General features: G+C 67.9%; 15 protein-coding genes. 3 read left to right on the top strand and 12 right to left on the bottom strand.

What is annotated here, in order from left to right; genetic code table 11:
• Nucleotides 1–84 precede the first annotated feature (84 nt).
• Nucleotides 85–1,074 (top strand): phosphatidate cytidylyltransferase, encoded by a 990-nt coding sequence (locus tag DBV14_RS15115; protein ID WP_124459977.1) that lies wholly within the window; start codon nucleotides 85–87, stop codon nucleotides 1,072–1,074.
• 5 nt (nucleotides 1,075–1,079) lie between these two features.
• Nucleotides 1,080–1,628: a crossover junction endodeoxyribonuclease RuvC gene (gene ruvC, locus DBV14_RS15110; RefSeq protein WP_124459976.1), complete on the top strand. Its 549-nt coding sequence runs from the start codon at nucleotides 1,080–1,082 to the stop codon at nucleotides 1,626–1,628.
• A 4-nt stretch (nucleotides 1,629–1,632) separates the two neighbouring features.
• Here ruvC and glyA read toward each other — a convergent pair whose 3' ends face one another.
• The gene (gene glyA / locus DBV14_RS15105) at nucleotides 1,633–2,955 is read right to left on the bottom strand and encodes a serine hydroxymethyltransferase (RefSeq protein ID WP_124459975.1); all 1,323 of its coding nucleotides are present in this window, start codon (nucleotides 2,953–2,955) and stop codon (nucleotides 1,633–1,635) included.
• A 125-nt stretch (nucleotides 2,956–3,080) separates the two neighbouring features.
• On the opposite strand from glyA, the gene DBV14_RS15100 reads away from it, so the two are divergent.
• Complete coding sequence (locus DBV14_RS15100) at nucleotides 3,081–4,040, top strand: LysR family transcriptional regulator (protein ID WP_124459974.1); 960 nt, start codon at nucleotides 3,081–3,083, stop codon at nucleotides 4,038–4,040.
• Nucleotides 4,041–4,049: 9 nt separating this feature from the next.
• Here the strand turns inward: DBV14_RS15100 and DBV14_RS15095 are convergent, their stop codons facing one another.
• The 11 genes from DBV14_RS15095 to murD all read right to left on the bottom strand — a co-directional run bounded on the left by DBV14_RS15095 (nucleotide 4,050) and on the right by murD (nucleotide 16,614).
• On the bottom strand, nucleotides 4,050–4,535 hold the full coding sequence (locus DBV14_RS15095; RefSeq protein ID WP_124459973.1) for a hypothetical protein: 486 nt from the start codon (nucleotides 4,533–4,535) through the stop codon (nucleotides 4,050–4,052).
• Nucleotides 4,536–4,622: 87 nt separating this feature from the next.
• Nucleotides 4,623–4,799 carry a hypothetical protein gene (locus DBV14_RS33440; protein WP_185546023.1) on the bottom strand — a complete coding sequence of 59 codons (177 nt, stop codon included), beginning with the start codon at nucleotides 4,797–4,799 and terminating at the stop codon, nucleotides 4,623–4,625.
• A 37-nt stretch (nucleotides 4,800–4,836) separates the two neighbouring features.
• Nucleotides 4,837–5,760: a UDP-3-O-acyl-N-acetylglucosamine deacetylase gene (lpxC, locus tag DBV14_RS15090; RefSeq protein WP_124459972.1), complete on the bottom strand. Its 924-nt coding sequence runs from the start codon at nucleotides 5,758–5,760 to the stop codon at nucleotides 4,837–4,839.
• Between the two features lie 252 nt (nucleotides 5,761–6,012).
• The gene (gene ftsZ, locus DBV14_RS15085; protein ID WP_124459971.1) at nucleotides 6,013–7,227 is read right to left on the bottom strand and encodes a cell division protein FtsZ; all 1,215 of its coding nucleotides are present in this window, start codon (nucleotides 7,225–7,227) and stop codon (nucleotides 6,013–6,015) included.
• Nucleotides 7,228–7,397: 170 nt separating this feature from the next.
• On the bottom strand, nucleotides 7,398–8,627 hold the full coding sequence (gene ftsA / locus DBV14_RS15080; protein WP_013539446.1) for a cell division protein FtsA: 1,230 nt from the start codon (nucleotides 8,625–8,627) through the stop codon (nucleotides 7,398–7,400).
• A 30-nt stretch (nucleotides 8,628–8,657) separates the two neighbouring features.
• Nucleotides 8,658–9,446 carry a cell division protein FtsQ/DivIB gene (locus DBV14_RS15075; protein WP_124459970.1) on the bottom strand — a complete coding sequence of 263 codons (789 nt, stop codon included), beginning with the start codon at nucleotides 9,444–9,446 and terminating at the stop codon, nucleotides 8,658–8,660.
• Between the two features lie 2 nt (nucleotides 9,447–9,448).
• Nucleotides 9,449–10,420, bottom strand: coding sequence for a D-alanine--D-alanine ligase (locus tag DBV14_RS15070; protein WP_124459969.1), 972 nt, complete (start codon nucleotides 10,418–10,420; stop codon nucleotides 9,449–9,451).
• The gene (murC, locus tag DBV14_RS15065; protein WP_124459968.1) at nucleotides 10,417–11,895 is read right to left on the bottom strand and encodes a UDP-N-acetylmuramate--L-alanine ligase; all 1,479 of its coding nucleotides are present in this window, start codon (nucleotides 11,893–11,895) and stop codon (nucleotides 10,417–10,419) included. The genes DBV14_RS15070 and murC overlap by 4 nt, the downstream gene beginning before the upstream one ends.
• A complete protein-coding gene (gene murG, locus DBV14_RS15060; protein WP_124459967.1) occupies nucleotides 11,892–12,956 on the bottom strand; it encodes an undecaprenyldiphospho-muramoylpentapeptide beta-N-acetylglucosaminyltransferase in 1,065 nt (354 codons plus the stop codon). The genes murC and murG overlap by 4 nt, the downstream gene beginning before the upstream one ends.
• Nucleotides 12,953–14,251, bottom strand: coding sequence for a putative lipid II flippase FtsW (gene ftsW / locus DBV14_RS15055; RefSeq protein WP_124459966.1), 1,299 nt, complete (start codon nucleotides 14,249–14,251; stop codon nucleotides 12,953–12,955). The genes murG and ftsW overlap by 4 nt, the downstream gene beginning before the upstream one ends.
• Complete coding sequence (murD, locus tag DBV14_RS15050) at nucleotides 14,248–16,614, bottom strand: UDP-N-acetylmuramoyl-L-alanine--D-glutamate ligase (protein WP_124459965.1); 2,367 nt, start codon at nucleotides 16,612–16,614, stop codon at nucleotides 14,248–14,250. Before murD ends, ftsW begins: the two co-directional genes overlap by 4 nt.
• Between the last annotated feature and the right edge of the window lie 11 nt (nucleotides 16,615–16,625).

Below are 16,625 nucleotides of genomic sequence, written 5' to 3'. Positions count from 1 at the left end.
GTCAGTCGCACAAACCAAGAATGACCCCGCTCCAATCAGCAGCACCCAAAAACCCAAGCAACGCAACGCGCGGAAACAGCTGAAATGAACCAGTTCCTGCGCAGCCTCACCCCGACCCAGCAGGTCGCCGCCCTCTTCCTCATCGTCTTCGGCCTGCTCATCATCGTCAGCACCACCGCCTTCTTCCTGAGCTTCAGGGAAAAGCGCAACCCCGTCCACGATGCCACCTGGCAAGCCGAACTCGCGCACTTCCGCGCGCTGCTCGGCACCACCTGGTTCATGGTCGTCATCTTCTGGATCGGCTGGGCGCTCGGCGAAACGGTCGCCACCGTGCTCTTCGCGCTCATCTCCTTCTTTGCGCTGCGCGAGTTCATCACCCTCTCGCCCACACGGCGCGGCGACCACCGCAGCCTCATCCTCGCCTTCTTCGTCGTGCTGCCCATCCAGTTCTGGCTGGTCGCCACCGCGCGCTTCGACCTGTTCACCGTGTTCATTCCGGTCTACGTGTTCCTCGCCATCCCGGTCGCCAGCGCACTGTCGAACGACCCCAGCCACTTCCTGGAGCGCAACGCCAAGCTGCAGTGGGGCATCATGGTCTGCGTCTACGGCATGAGCCACGTGCCGGCGCTGCTGCTGCTGAGTTTTCCGGGCTACGAGGGCAAGAGCGCGTTTCTCGTGTTCTTCCTGGTGTTCGTGGTGCAGACCTCTGTGCTGGTGCAGCACCTGATCTCGCGCCGCACGCAGCGCCCGCCGTTCGCGCCCAACGTGAGCCGCAGCTTCAACTGGACCAGTTGGGGCATCGGCATCGTGGTGGCCAGCCTGGTGGGCGCGCTGTTCTCGTTCATCACGCCGTTCAAGTTCGGGCAGGCGCTCGCGGTGTCGGTCATTGCCTGCATCGCGGGCTCGATGGGCCACCTGGTGATGAAGGCGCTCAAGCGCGACCGCGGCATTCCCAACTGGGGCAAGAAGGGCGTGGGCGTGACGGGCGCCAACGGCCTGCTGGACCGCGTCGATGCGCTGTGCTTCGCGGCACCGATTTTCTTTCACTCGATCCGCTGGTACTTCAACGCCTGACAGATATGCGCATTCTCGGCATCGACCCCGGCTTGACGACCACCGGCTTCGGCGTGGTCGATGCGGACGGCCACGCGCTACGCTACGTGGCCAGCGGCACCATCAGCACGCGGCACCTGGGCACCGGCAACCTGCCGGCGCGGCTGAAGGTGCTGTTCGACGGCATCGCGGAAGTCGTCGCGCGCTACCAGCCCGATGCGTCCGCCGTCGAAATCATCTTCGTCAACGTCAACCCGCAGTCGACGCTGCTGCTGGGGCAGGCGCGCGGCGCCTGCGTGACCTCGCTGGTCAACAACAACCTCACGGTGGCCGAGTACACCGCGCTGCAGATGAAGAAGGCGGTGGCGGGCCACGGCCAGGCTGCCAAGGCGCAGGTGCAGGAAATGGTGAAGCGCCTGCTCGAACTGCCGGGCCTGCCCGGCGCCGATGCGGCCGACGCGCTGGGCATTGCCATCACGCATGCGCAGGTCGGGCGTTCGATGGCGCGGCTGGCCGAAGCCGCCGAGCTGTCGAAGACCCACGCTGGCACCTACCGGCAAGGGCGTTCGCGCTGATTCTTCAGCGCACGATGTAGCGCAGGTCGCCGAGCCGCGTGCGGCGCTCGCGGACTTCGGTGACGACAGATGCCGCATCGCCGTCCAGCGCGCGGGCGATCCACGATGCAAGTTGAGGCATGTCTTCGGGCATGAAGCCGAGCCGCACGATTTCCGGCACGCCGAGCCGCAACCCGTTGATGTCGCCTTCGACCGGTGCAATCGGCAGGCCGATGCCGCAGGCCAGCAGGCCGCCTTCGGCCAGCTTCTTCGCGGCACGTTGCCCGCCGCTCCAACGCGCGGCCTCGACCGCGAACTGATGCGACTGCGTGAAGCCGCGTGCCTTGGCAAACACCGGCAGTCCCTCGGCATCGAGTGCGCGCGCGAGCGCCTGCGCGGTCTCGCGCATCGCCGCCGCGTAGGCCTTGCCATGCACCTTCCAGTCGAGCAGGCCACGCGCCAATGCCGCGGTGCGGCCCGCATCGGAGTTGGCCGTGAGGCCGGGGTAGGCGATGGCGTCGATGCGCTCCATCAGCGCCGCATCGTTCGACACGATCAAACCGCCCGCCGGGCCGCCCAGGCTCTTGTAGGTGCTCATGGTGATGGCGTGCGCGCCCTCTTCGAGCGGCTGCGGCCATGCCTTGCCGGCCACCATGCCCGAGAGATGCGCGGCGTCGAACAGCAGCTTCGCGCCCACGCTGTCGGCAACCTCGCGGATGGCCGGCACGGGGTGCGGAAACAGGTTCAGGCTGCCGCCGATGGTGATGAGCTTCGGCTTCAGCTCGCGCGCGAGCTTCGCCAATGCCATCACGTCGACCGTGTAGCCGTCGGCATCGACCGGCGCTGGCACCGTGTTCAGCCCGTACAGGCCGGCCGCGCCCGCCGAATGGTGCGTGACGTGGCCGCCGATGGCCGGTGGCGGCGCGATGATGGTGTCGCCCGGCTTGCAGGTCGCCATGAACACATAGAGGTTCGACAAGGCGCCCGAACTCACGCGCACCTCGGCAAACCTGGCGCCGAACACTTCGGCGGCAAGCTCGGCCGCAATGACCTCGATGCGCTCGATGGCGTCCAGCCCCATCTCGTACTTGTCGCCTGGATAACCAAGCGATGGGCGCGAGCCCAAGCCGCGCGACAGCAGCGCCTCGGCGGCCGGGTTCATCACGTTGGTGGCGGGGTTGAGGTTCAGGCCATCGACGTCATGGATGCGGTGGTTGTCGGCCGCCAGCCTTTCGATCTCGGCGGCGACGCCGGCCGCGTCGCGCGCCGCCGCATCGCCGGCAATCGAAAGCACGTGGTCTTCACTGGCGGCAGGCACCCAGGAGCGGCGTTGGAGAGCGGTGGGCATGCGGCGTATCTCGCTGGAAGTGAAGAGTGAGCGCATCGTCGCGCGCTTCGCACGGTCGGGCAAACCGGATAATCTAGTCCTTGGGCCTAGAAAAACTAGGGCTGAATTACCTCCCACGCACCCCCATGCCGCTCGCACCACCCCGCCCTCGCCTGCCGCCGCACACCGCCGTTCGCGCTTTCGAAGCGGCTGCGCGCCACGGCAGTTTCGCGCGGGCGGCCGAAGAGCTGTTCGTCACGCCCGCTGCCGTCGCGCAGCAGATCAAGACGCTGGAAACCTGGGCCGGCGGCGCGCTGTTCGAGCGGCACAGCCAGGGCATACGCCTGAGCGCCCACGGGCGGCGCGCATTGCCCGCGCTCAGTGCGGCGGTCGACCAGCTCGGCCTGGCGGTGCAGGCGCTGCGGCATGAAACGCAGACCGCCGCACGCCGCAGCACGCTGCAGGTGACGGCATTGCCCGCCGTCGCGCAGCTGTGGCTATCGCCCCGGCTCTCGCGGCTGAAGGCGGCGCTGCCCGGCGTGCAGGTGTCGGTGACGGCACTGGAACAGCCACCGAACTTCCGGCGCGAACCCTTCGACCTCGGCCTGTTCTATGCGCGCACCGGCGAACACATCGAGACAGCCGTCGGCGCACAGGCCATCGCGCTGGCACGCGACAGGCTCGTGCCCGTCTGCAGCCCTCGTCTTCGCGATCAGCAGGCCAGCGGCCGGCCGCGGTCGCTCGACGACCTGGCCGATGTGCTGCTGCGCTGCGGCGGCCTGCACGACACCGTGTGGCATGACGACTGGTCGCGCTGGCTGCAGGCCGTGCGCCCTGGCACCACTGCGGCCGAGGCCGATGCCTGGGCGGCGGGCCCGGACTTCTCGCTCTACAGCCTCGCGCTGCAGGCCGCGCTCGACGGCGAAGGCGTGCTGATGGGCCGGGAGCAGCTCGTGGCGCCGCTGCTGGCACAGGGCAAACTGCACGCGCCCTGGGGCCGGCCGAAGGCGCTGGGAGACACGGTCATGCTGCTGGTGCCGGCGCACCGCAAGGGGCCGCTGCTGGCGCAGCAGGTGCAGGCCTTGCAGGCACTGGCCACGGCCTGAAACCGGAGGCTATCGCCTGAAATCCAGCCGCCCGTGGGTCCAGCGGCCGTCGATCCGGTGGTTGTCGACGATCAGCCCCGCCCACGGCTGCGTGATGGCCGGGTTGCCCAGGTTGATGTAGCGGCCCACGAGCCGGTGAAGGCCGACCTGCCGCACGTCGAGCAAGGCCCGGCGCGCGCCGTCGCTCCAGTCGAACAGGATGTAGACGCGGCCAAGGGCCATCTTCACGCGGGCCTCGCCTTCCTTCCAGGCTGCGGCGGTGTCGCCGAGCACCGCGGGGTCCGCGCCACCGTTCCAGCGGCTGGACCAGTTGCCGCCGATGGACGAAGCCTGAAGCGGAGAGGCGCGCCGGCCCCAGGCCTCGGCATTGACGTCGCTGGCCGCGCCATCGAGGCGCACGCTGGCGGCAAACCGGTCGATGTCTTCACCGTTCGGATCGGGTGCGTCCTGCACGCCGAATGGATTGCGAGGGACTTGTTGGGTAGCGGTGTTCATGGCGCCATCGTGCGGCGCCTGCGCTTGCGCGGCATGCCGTTTCCGGACATGCGAACGAATCGGGCGAATCGAACGAGTGCCCGAAGGCTAGGCCACGCGCTCGGCGATCAGCACCGCAAAGAAGCCGAAGGCCGCCAGCAGCGTCCACTTGAGCACAGTCCAGCCCAGGCGCCGGTACTTGACCTGCCCCGTGCCGGCGTAGAACGCAAAAGACACGCCGGCCACCAGCAGAAGCAGCAGGATGGCCCAGCGAAAGAGAAGCATGAATGCGCGAGGGGTGGGTGTGAATGCGGCGGCAGGCCTACCAGGCCCGCGCCACTTCGCCGAAACCGCGCGGTGCGCGCTTTTCGTCTTCGAAGGTCACGACTTCGTAGGCGTCGCCGTTGGCCAGCAGTTCGCGCAACAGCTTGTTGTTCAGCGCATGGCCCGAACGGAACGCGGTGTACGCGGCCAGCAGCGGCTTGCCGATGATGTACAGGTCGCCCATGGCGTCCAGGATCTTGTGCTTCACGAACTCGTCGTCGTAGCGCAGGCCGCCCGCATTCAGCACCTTGGTGTCGTCCATCACGATGGCGTTGTCCAGCCCACCGCCGAGCGCCAGGCCCTTGCTGCGCATGTACTCGACTTCTTTGGTGAAGCCGAAGGTGCGCGCGCGCGCGATGTCGCGGCTGTACGAATCGCTGCCCAGGTCGAACTCCACGCGCTGGCCGGTGGAGTTGACGACACGGTGGTCGAAGTCGATCTCGAAGCTCAGCTTGAAGCCGTGGTACGGCTCCAGGCTTGCCCACTTCTCGTTGGCGCCCTCGCCTTCGCGCACCTCGACCTTGCGGGTCACGCGGATGAAGCGGCGCGGTGCCTTCTGCAGCTCGATGCCCGCGCTTTGCAGCAGGAACACGAAGGACGAGGCCGATCCGTCGAGGATCGGCACTTCGTCGGCCGTGATGTCGATGTAGAGGTTGTCGATGCCCAGGCCCGCGCAGGCCGACATGATGTGCTCGACCGTCTGCACCTTGGCGCCGCCGGTGGAGACCGTGGACGCCAGGCGCGTGTCGGTCACCGCTTCGGCGGTCATGCGGATCTCGACCGGCTCGGGCAGGTCGACGCGGCGGAACACGATGCCCGTGTCGGCCGGGGCCGGCCGCAGGGTCAGCTCCACGCGTTGCCCGCTGTGAAGCCCCACGCCCACGGCGCGGCTGATCGACTTGAGGGTTCGTTGTTGCAGCACGCCGGGGATTTTAGGCGCGCCACGGGCATGGCGGCCTATGCCCCTCGCTATGGCACCGATAGACATGGGTTCTATGACTGGCGTGGGACGCCCGCGATGGACGCAAAGGGCACGAGGTGAGCGCAGCGCCTAGAGCCAGCGGAAATCCCTTTCAGGTCTTCCCTGTACCCCTTGCGAACCCTCGTGCCCTGAGCGTTCAGTCGAGGGCCACCTTCACCAGCCTCTGAAGAGACCGGTGAAAGCGCCCTGTGATCAGTCAGCCTGGCGGCGCAGGAACGCGGGGATCTCGAAGTCGTCCATGCCGCCCGACGACAGTGCATCCACCTTGGCCGCGGCCATCGTGCGGTTGGTACGCCACACGCTGGGAACCGCCATGCCGTCGTAGTTCGGCTGGCTGCCGCCGCTGCTGCTGGCGTGGCCGGTGCCGCCCAGCGTGGGCACGGTGAAGGCGATGTTGTCGGTGCCGGTGCGAATCACTTCCAGCGTCGGGGCCTGGCGGCGTGCATCGGCACGCGACAGGCCCGTGGCCACCACGGTCACGCGCATCTCGTCGCCGAGGTTCTCGTCGTAGGCCGCGCCGTAGATCACGTGGGCATCGGGCGAGGCGTAGGCGCGGATGGTGTTCATCGCGAGCTTCGACTCGTTCAGCTTCAGCGAGCCCTTCGATGCCGTCACCAGCACCAGCACGCCCTTGGCGCCCGACAGGTCGATGCCTTCGAGCAGCGGGCAGGCCACGGCCTGTTCGGCGGCGATGCGCGCGCGGTCCGGGCCCGCGGCCGCGGCCGTGCCCATCATGGCCTTGCCGGGTTCGCCCATCACGGTGCGCACGTCTTCGAAGTCGACGTTCACGCCGCCGTACTCGTTGATGATTTCCGAGATGCCGCCCACGGCGTTCTTCAGCACGTCGTTGGCGTGCGCGAAGGCTTCGTCCTGGGTGATGTCGTCGCCCAGCACGTCGAGCAGCTTCTCGTTCAGCACCACGATCAGCGAGTCGACATTGGCTTCGAGCTCGGCCAGGCCGTCGTCCGCATTCTTCATGCGGCGGCCGCCTTCCCAGTCGAAGGGCTTGGTCACCACACCCACGGTGAGGATGCCCATTTCCTTGGCGATGCGCGCGATCACCGGTGCGGCACCGGTGCCCGTGCCGCCACCCATGCCTGCCGTGATGAACAGCATGTGCGCGCCATCGATGGCCGCGCGGATTTCGTCCACCGCAAGCTCGGCGGCTTCACGGCCCTTGTCGGGCTTGCTGCCGGCGCCCAGGCCGCTGGTGCCGAGCTGGATGATCTTGTTGGCGTTGCTGCGCGTGAGCGCCTGTGCATCGGTGTTCGCGCAGACGAACTGAACGCCCTGCACACCACGCTCCATCATGTGGGCGACCGCATTGCCGCCGCCACCGCCAACACCGATCACCTTGATCTGCGTGCCCTGATTGAACTCTTCGACTTCGATCATTTCGATGGTCATTTTTAACTCCTTGAATTTTGCAGTTGCCGTTATGTATCTATGAATATTTCTTGTGCCGTAGCGAGATCAACGATGGGGTCGTCGTCGCGGTGGACCTGTTCGTCGCCATCGCTCGTTGAAATGCAGTGGAGGGCTTCCGCGTGCGAGCCAGAGTGGGGAGTGATGCATGGTCAGAAGTTCCCCACGATGAAGTCCTTGAAACGTCCGAACGCAGTCTTTACGGACCCGTTCTTCTGTGCGACCTTGAAGCCACGCATGCGTGCAAAACGTGCTTCCTCGAGCAGGCCCATCACGGTGGCCGCGCGAGGCTGCGCCACCATGTCCGAGAGCGCGCTCGAATACTTCGGAATGCCGCGGCGCACCGGCTTCAGGAAGATGTCTTCGCCAAGCTCGACCATGCCGGGCATCACCGCGCTGCCGCCAGTGAGCACCACGCCCGAAGACAACACCTCTTCGTAGCCCGACTCGCGCACCACCTGCTGCACCAGCGAGAAGATTTCCTCGATGCGCGGCTCGATCACGCCGGCCAGTGCCTGCTTGCTCAGCATGCGCGGACCGCGGTCGCCCAGGCCCGGCACTTCCACCTGCTGGTCGGGGTCGGCCAGCAGTTGCTTGGCATAGCCGCTCTCGACCTTGATGTCTTCCGCGTCCTTGGTGGGCGTGCGCAGCGCCATGGCGATGTCGCTGGTGATGAGGTCGCCCGCAATCGGGATCACCGCCGTGTGGCGGATCGCGCCGTTGGTGAAGATCGCCACGTCGGTGGTGCCCGCGCCGATGTCGACCAGCACCACGCCCAGTTCGCGCTCGTCTTCGGTCAGCACCGCCTGGCTCGAAGCCAGCGGGTTCAGCATCAGCTGGTCGACCTCCAGGCCGCAGCGGCGCACGCACTTGATGATGTTCTCGGCCGCGCTCTGCGCGCCGGTCACGATGTGCACCTTGGCCTCCAGGCGCATGCCGCTCATGCCGATCGGCTCCTTCACGTCTTGGCCGTCGATCACGAACTCCTGCGGCTCGACCAGCAACAGGCGCTGGTCGCTGGAGATGTTGATGGCGCGCGCCGTCTCGACCACGCGGGCCACGTCGGCGGGCGTGACTTCCTTGTCCTTCACCGCCACCATGCCGCTGGAGTTGATGCCGCGGATGTGGCTGCCGGTGATGCCGGTGTAGACGCGGCTGATCTTGCAGTCGGCCATCAGCTCGGCTTCTTTCAGTGCCTGCTGGATGCTCTGCACGGTGGCGTCGATGTTCACCACCACGCCGCGCTTCAGGCCATTGCTCGGCGCAATCCCGAGCCCCGCCAGCTTGAGTTCGCCGCCGGGCAGCACCTCGGCCACCACCACCATCACTTTGGCGGTGCCGATGTCGAGTCCTACGACCAGGTCTTTGTATTCTTTAGGCATTGAGATATGTCCTCGATTTCTCGATGAGCGCTACTTGATTCTTCTTGGGGTCTCCGGAGAGACCGTGGTGACGCCGCGCAGCCGCAATGCATACGCGTCGTTGTGGCGCAGATCGGCGCCTTCGACATCGGCCACCGTGCGCTTGTACTGGCCCGCGACCTGGGTCACGGTCTTCAGGAAACGCTGCAGGCGCGCCGTCACTTCCTCGCTCTGTCCGCGGCCCAGCTCGATCTGCGCGCCGGTGTCCAGCACCACGCGCCAGCTGCCCCGGCTCGACAGCGTGAGCTCGTCGATGCTGAAGTCGTAGGGCTGGAACTGCGGCGCGAGCACGCGGTACATGCCCAGCACCTGGCCGGCCTGCTCGATCGGGCCGTCCAGGCGCGGCAGGTTGTCGTCGACCTCGGCCACGTTGGCTTCGAACACGTCGCCGAAACCGTTGATGAGCTTGGAGCCCGACTCGTCGCCCCAGTTGGCCACCGGCACCTGCTCGGTCAGCGTCACGCGCAGCTTGTTGGGAAACTCGCGCCGCACCACCGCGCTGCGCACCCATGGCACCGACTCGAAGGCGGTGCGCGCACGCGCCAGGTCGATGGTGAAGAAGTTGCCGTTCAGCTGCGGCGCCACGTTGGCGCGCAGCGTGACCGCGTTGTTGTGCGTGACCTCGCCATCGACCTTGATGCCGCCCAGCGGGAAGAAAGGTTGCCGCAGCACCCACCACGCACCCGCGGCAAGCAGCATGAGCGCCACCGCGGCGAACGCGAGGTTCGCCACGATGTTCATGAGCTTGACGTCGAAGGGTGCGGAGATGCTGTCGGCCATGGCTATTGCGAGCCTCCCGTGGCGTCGAGCGTGGCCGAGGCCAGCACCCGCACGCACAGTTCTTCGTACGGAATGCCTGCCGCGCGGGCCGAGATAGGCACCAGCGAATGGCCGGTCATGCCGGGCGAGGTGTTCATCTCGAGCAGGAAGGGCTTGCGGTCGCTGGCGCGGATCATCACGTCGGCGCGGCCCCAGCCGCGGCAGCCGAGCGTGCGGTACGCGGCCAGCGTGATGCGCTGGATCTCGCGCTCTTCCGCCTCGGGCAGCCCGCTCGGGCAGTGGTACTTCACGTCGTCGGTGAAGTACTTGTTCTGGTAGTCGTAGGCACCTTCGGGCGCGGCGATGCGCACCACCGGCAATGCGCGCGCGTCGAGCCCGTGGCCCAGCACGGCGCAGGTCACTTCCTCGCCTTCGATGAATTCCTCGCACAGCACGTCGGCGTCGTACCTGGCGGACAGCGTGACGGCTTCCTGCATCTGCGAGTAGCCCTCGACCTTGGTCACGCCGATGGACGAGCCCTCGCGCGGCGGCTTCACGATCACGGGCAGGCCGAGAACGTCGGGCACGGCCATGATCTGTTCGCGGCTTTGCTGGTCGAAGGCCAGGCGCACGTACTTGGGCGTCGGCAGGCCGTCGGCCTGCCAGATGCGCTTGGTCATGACCTTGTCCATGGCCACGCTCGAGGCCATCACGCCCGAGCCGGTGTAGGGAATGCCCAGCAGTTCGAGCGCGCCCTGCACGGTGCCGTCTTCGCCATGGCGGCCGTGCAGCGCGACGAAGCAGCGTGCGAAGCCTTCGCGCTTCAGGTCGGCCAGCTCGCGCTGCGCCGGGTCGAAGGCATGCGCGTCGACGCCGCGCGAACGCAGGGCCTCGAGCACGCCGGTGCCCGACATCAATGAAATCTCGCGTTCGGCGGAGGTGCCGCCGAACAGCACGGCCACCTTGCCGAACAGTTTTGGATCTTGAAGGCTCATGAGGCCCTCCCCTTGCGCGCTGCGCGCTCCGATGTTGATGAGGACGGCGCCGCGGCCACGGCGGCCACGGCGGCTGTTGTGCCGAGTTCGACCACCTTGCCCGGCACCGCGCCGATGGACCCGGCGCCCATGCAGAGCACCACGTCGCCGGCACGGGCGTTGTCGAGAATGGCTTGCGGCATGGCGCCGATGTCGTCGACGAAAACCGGCTCGACCTTGCCGGCCACGCGCAGGGCGCGCGCCAGCGTGCGGCCGTCGGCCGCCACGATGGGCGCCTCGCCGGCGGCATAGACCTCGCCCAGCAGCACCGAATCGGCGGTGCCGATGACCTTCACGAAGTCTTCGAAGCAGTCGCGCGTGCGGGTGTAGCGGTGCGGCTGGAAGGCCAGCACCAGCCGGCGGCCCGGGAAGGCGCCGCGCGCGGCCGCGATGGTGGCCGCCATTTCGACCGGGTGGTGGCCGTAGTCGTCGATCACGGTGAAGCTGCCGGCATCGTCCGGCACCCGCACATCGCCGTAGCTCTGGAAGCGGCGGCCCACGCCCTTGAAGCCGGCCAGGCCACGCTGCACGGCTTCGTCGGGAATGCCGAGCTCGACCGCCACGGCGATCACCGACAGCGCGTTGCGCACGTTGTGCTCGCCCGGCAGGTTCAGCACGATGGGCAGGTCGGGCAGCGTCACGCCGTTGCGGCGCTGCGCGGTGAAATGCATCTGGCCGCCCACGGCGCGCACGTCGATGGCGCGCACCTGGGCATCTTCGCCGAAGCCGTAGCTGGTGACCGGGCAGGTGACGTCGGCCACGATGTCGCGCACGGCCGGGTCGTCGGTGCAGAGAATGGCCACGCCGTAGAACGGCATGCGGTGCAGGAAGTCGACGAAGGCTTTCTTGAGCTTCGCGAAGTCGTGCCCGTAGGTCTCCATGTGGTCGGCGTCGATGTTCGTGACCACCGCCATCACGGGCAGCAGGTTCAGGAACGAGGCGTCCGATTCGTCGGCCTCGACCACGATGTAGTCGCCGCTGCCCAGCTGCGCATTGGCGCCCGCGCTGTTCAGCCGCCCGCCGATCACGAAGGTCGGGTCGAGCCCGGCGGCGTCGAGCACGCTCGCCACGAGGCTGGTGGTGGTGGTCTTGCCGTGCGTGCCGGCAATGGCAATGCCCTGCTTCAGCCGCATCAGCTCGGCCAGCATCAGCGCGCGCGGCACGACCGGAATGCGCTTTTCGCGCGCGGCCAGCACCTCGGGGTTGTCCGATTGCACCGCGGTCGAAGTGACGACTGCGTCGGCGCCGTCGATGTGCGCCGCCGCATGGCCGACGAAGGTGCCGATGCCCAGGCCCGCGAGCCGGCGCAGCGTGACGCTGTCGGACAGGTCGGAGCCGGTGATCTTGTAGCCCAGGTTCAGCAGCACTTCGGCAATGCCGCTCATGCCCGAGCCACCAACGCCCACGAAATGGATGTGACGAATCGCGTGCTTCATTTGGCAAGCTCCTCGCAGGCGCGGACGACGGCCTCGACGGCTTCGGTCTTCTGCATGGTTTTGGCCTTGGTGGCCTTCTCGATCAGCGTCGTGCGCTCGGTGTTCTGTAGCAAGTCGGCCAGCAATTCAGGAGTGAGGTCGGTCTGTTGCACCAGCCAGCCGCCGCCCGCATCCACGAGGAAGCGCGCGTTGGTGGTCTGGTGGTCGTCGACCGCCGAAGGGAAAGGCACGAACAGCGCTGCTGCGCCGACGGCCGCGATTTCTGTGACGGTGCTGGCACCGGCGCGCGCGACGATGACGTCGGCGTCGGCGTAGGCCTGCGCCGTGTCTTCGATGAAGGGCGTGAGTTCGCCCTCGACACCGGCGGCCATGTAGTTGGCGCGCAGCTCGTCGATCTGCTTGGCGCCGCTCTGGTGCAGCACCCGCGGCCGCACGGCTGCGTCGATGCGCGCCAGCGCCTGCGGCACCACGGTGTTGAGGCCGCGCGCACCAAGGCTTCCGCCCACCACCAGCAGCTTGAGCGGACCGGTGCGGCCCGCAAAGCGCGCGGCCGGATCGGGCTGCGAAGTGAAGGCCGCGCGCAGCGGGTTGCCCACCCATTGCGCCTTCTTCAGCACATTCGGGAAGGCCGTGAACACACGGTCGGCCACGCCCGCCAGCACCTTGTTGGCAAGGCCAGCGACCGAGTTCTGCTCGTGCAGCACCAGCGGCTTGTTGAGCAGCACGCCCATCATGCCGCCCGGAAAAGTGATGTAGCCGCCCAGGCCCACCAGCACGTCGGGCTTGACGCGGCGCACCACGCGAAAGCTCTGCCAGAAGGCGCGCAGCAGGCGCAGCGGCAGCAGGAACAGCGTGAGCGGGCCCTTGCCGCGCACGCCGCCGAACTGCACCGGCTCGAAGGCGAAGCCACGCGGCGGCACCAGTTTTTCTTCCATGCTGCCGGGCGCGCCCAGCCAGTGAACGCGCCAGCCGCGCTCGCGCAGCGCTTCCGCCACGGCGAGCCCCGGGAAGATGTGGCCGCCGGTTCCACCGGCCATGACGAGTGCGGTACGCGCGGTCATACGCGCCCTCCCCGCATCAGCACGCGGTTCTCGTAGTCGATACGCAGCACGACCGCCAGCGCCACCATGTTCATCAGGATGGCCGAGCCGCCGAAGCTCATCAGCGGCAGGGTCAGGCCCTTGGTCGGCAGCGCGCCGAGGTTCACGCCCATGTTGATGAAGGCCTGGAAGCCGATCCACACGCCGACGCCCTGGGCCACGAGGCCCGAAAACACGCGGTCGAGCGCAATCGCCTGCCGGCCGATGTGCATGATGCGGCGCGTGAGCCAGAGGAACATGCCGATGATCAGCAGCACGCCCAGCAGGCCGAACTCTTCGCCGATCACGGCGAGCAGGAAGTCGGTGTGCGCCTCGGGCAGCCAGTGCAGCTTTTCGACGCTGCCGCCCAGGCCCACGCCGAAGATCTCGCCGCGCCCGATGGCGATCAGCGAGTGCGACAGCTGGTAGCCCTTGCCCAGCGCGTGCTCTTCGCTCCACGGATCGAGGTACGCAAAGATGCGCTCGCGGCGCCACGGGCTGCTCGCGACGATGGTGCCGAAGGCAATCACCACCAGCGCGGCAATCACGAAGAACATGCGTGCGTTCACGCCGCCCAGAAACAGGATGCCCATGGCAATCACGGCGATCACCATGAAGGCGCCCATGTCGGGCTCGGCCATCACCAGCATGCCGACCACCACCACGGCCACGCCCATCGGAAGCACGGCGCGAAAGAAGCGCTCCTTGATCTCCATCTTGCGCACCATGTAGCTGGCGGCATAGAGCACCATCGCGAGCTTGGCGAGCTCCGAAGGCTGGAAGCGCATGAAGCCCATCGGCAGCCAGCGGCGCGCGCCGTTCACGTTGATGCCGATGTGCGGAATGAGCACCGCCACCAGCAGCAGCAGCGACGCCACGAAAAGCCAGGGCGCGGCGCGCTCCCAGGTCTTCATGGGAATCTGGAACGCCAGCAGCGCCGCGATGAACGCGAACACCACCGAGGCCGCATGCCGCGTGAGGAAGAACGAGGCGCTGTAGCCGGCCCGCGCAAAACGCGGGTTGTCGGGCAGCGCGATGGAGGCCGAATACACCATGATCAGGCCCCAGGTCAGCAGCGCGACCGTGACCCAGACCAGCGCCTGGTCGAAACCCAGCACGCGCATCGGCGTGGCCTTGGTCTGCGAAATGCCGGCGCCGCCCAGCCGCACCGGCAGGTGCATGGGCAAGGCGTCGATGCCGCTGCGGGCGCGCCTGAACCAGCCACCGAAGCGGCTGGTGCGGGTGTTGGGCGTGGCGCCTGCGGCAGCGGGGTTCAAACCGGCTCCTCCGTCGATTCGGATGAGGAAGAAGAAGATGAAGAAGACGTCGACAGCGACGCACCGATGTCCTCGTCCATGCCGCGCGGGCTGTCCGCCAGCGCCTGCACGACTTCGCGGAACACCTCGGCGCGGTGCTCGTAGTCCTTGAACATGTCGAAGCTCGCACAGGCCGGTGACAGCAGCACGGCATCGCCCGGGTTGGCGCGCGCGGTGGCCAGCTTCACGGCCTCTTCCATCGAACCCGCATGCATCAGCGAGACGCCGGTGGTGGCCAGCGCGGCCTCGATGATCGGCGCGTCGCGCCCGATCAGCACCACGGCGCGCGCGTACTTGCGCACGGGCTCCGCGAGTGGCTCGAAGTCTTGCCCCTTGCCCTCGCCGCCGAGAATCACGACCACGCGGCGCTCTTCGCCCAGGCCGATCAGCGCGGCCACGGTGGCGCCGACGTTCGTGCCCTTGCTGTCGTCGAAATACTCGACCTCGTCGATCATCGCGATCGGTTCCACGCGGTGCGGCTCGCCGCGGTATTCGCGCAGGCCGTAGAGCATCGGGCCCAGCGGGCAGTCGGCGGCGCTGGCGAGTGCAAGCGCCGCCAGTGCGTTCATGGCGTTGTGGCGGCCGCGGATGCGCAGCGCGTCGGCGGGCAGCAGGCGCTGGAAGAAGATTTCTTCTTCGACCACCGCGCCGCGCTTGCGCTTTTGCGTTTCGTCGGCTTCCAGCGCGCGCACCAGCCAGGCGACGCCGTTGATGCGCTCGATGCCGTAGTCGCCGGGGCGCAGCGGCATCGTCGCGCCGAAGGTGACGTGGGCGCGAACCTGCGGGCGCTGCAGCTTGGCGCGGATGGGCGGCGGCAGCATCGCCATCACGCCGGCGTCATCGCGGTTCAGCACCAGCAGGCCGCGCGCGCCGAAGATGCGCGCCTTCGCGGCCGCGTAGGCCGGCATGTCGCCATGCCAGTCGAGGTGGTCCTGCGTGAGGTTGAGCACGGTGGCGGCGGTCGGCTCGAAGCCCTGCACGCCATCGAGCTGGAAGCTGGAAAGTTCGAGGACCCAGACGTCGGGCAGCGTGTCGGCGTCGATGTGCGCGGACAGCGTGTCGAGCAGCGTCGGGCCGATGTTGCCGGCCACGGCCACGGTCTTGCCCGCGCGCTCGACCAGTTGGCCGGTGAGCGCGGTGACGGTGGTCTTGCCGTTGGTGCCGGTGATCGCCAGCACCGCGGGCGTGTAGCCCTTGGGCGGCTCGGGCTCGGCCACGGGCGCCAGTTCGAGCTGGGGCGTCGCTTCTTCTTCGGCGGCGGCGGAGGCCGGGTTGGTGGCGGCGAACTCGGCAATCTTGGCGACGAATTCGGCGGCCTCCTTGGCGGCCGTGGGAACGTAGGGCTTGCCGGTGGTGGGCAGGCGGGAGCCGGTGGAAGCGGGTGCGGTTGGCGTAGCGACGGGAGCTTCCGTCGCTTCGGTGGCTTCGGGCGCTTCCGATGCAGCATCGGCCGCTTGCGATGCGGCCTCCGGCGTTTCCGGGGCGGCCTCAGTCGCGGCGGCTTCCGGGTTGTCCTCCGGCACAGGAACGGCGACGCTCATCGACGGGTCGCGCGGCATGGCTTCGGCCATGGCGGGCACAACCGGCTCTGGCAGGACTTCTGTGGCTTGTGCAGCTTCCACGGGCTCGGTGGCCTCCGGCGATTCAGCGGCCTGCACCGGTTCAATCGATTCGGTCGATGCAACCGGTTCAGTCACGGCTTCGCCCGCGTCGGCTGGCGCAACTTCTTGAGCGACTTCTGGCGTTTCGTTGATCGGCTCGGCATCGAACGTTTCCGTCAAAACGACGGCGCCGCCCTGCACAGCTTCAGGCAATGCAGGTGCTTCCGGTGCAGTCACCGCGTCTGGCAACGACGCCTCCAGCGGCAGTTGCGCCTGAGCTTCGGGTTCGACGATTTCCGCTGGCACGTCAGCCACCGGCTCGGCCACATCCGCGGGCGCTTCAGTCTCCGGCTCGGCTTCGACCACCGGCACCTCGACAGTCCGCAGGTCCAGCAGCGCACGCGCGAACAGGTCCAACTCGCCGCCGACCGGCAAGCCGACCGCACGCGCCGCATCGGCCACCGGCGCGATGGTCGCGGGCGAAAGGCCCGGCGAGCGGTACACCGCGCGAATCGGCGTGCCTTCGATCAGGGCAGCCGAGAACGGGCCGCCGACGAAGACGACATCGGGCCACTCGGCCTTCAGCGTCGCGAGCAGCGCGGGCGCTTCGCGCGTGTCGGCCACGGTCACCTGCGCGCCATGGCGCGCGCACCAGCGCGTCATCGCCAGCCCGGACGCACCGAGGCCGAGGATCAGGACGGGAAGGTCTTTCAGATGCCGCATGTGCTTTTTCT

It is taken from the genome of Variovorax sp. KBW07 (assembly GCF_003852515.1).
Taxonomy (GTDB): Bacteria; Pseudomonadota; Gammaproteobacteria; order Burkholderiales; family Burkholderiaceae_C; genus Variovorax.
Note: the sequence above shows the minus strand (reverse complement) of the source record. Positions and strands in the feature narration are given on the sequence as shown.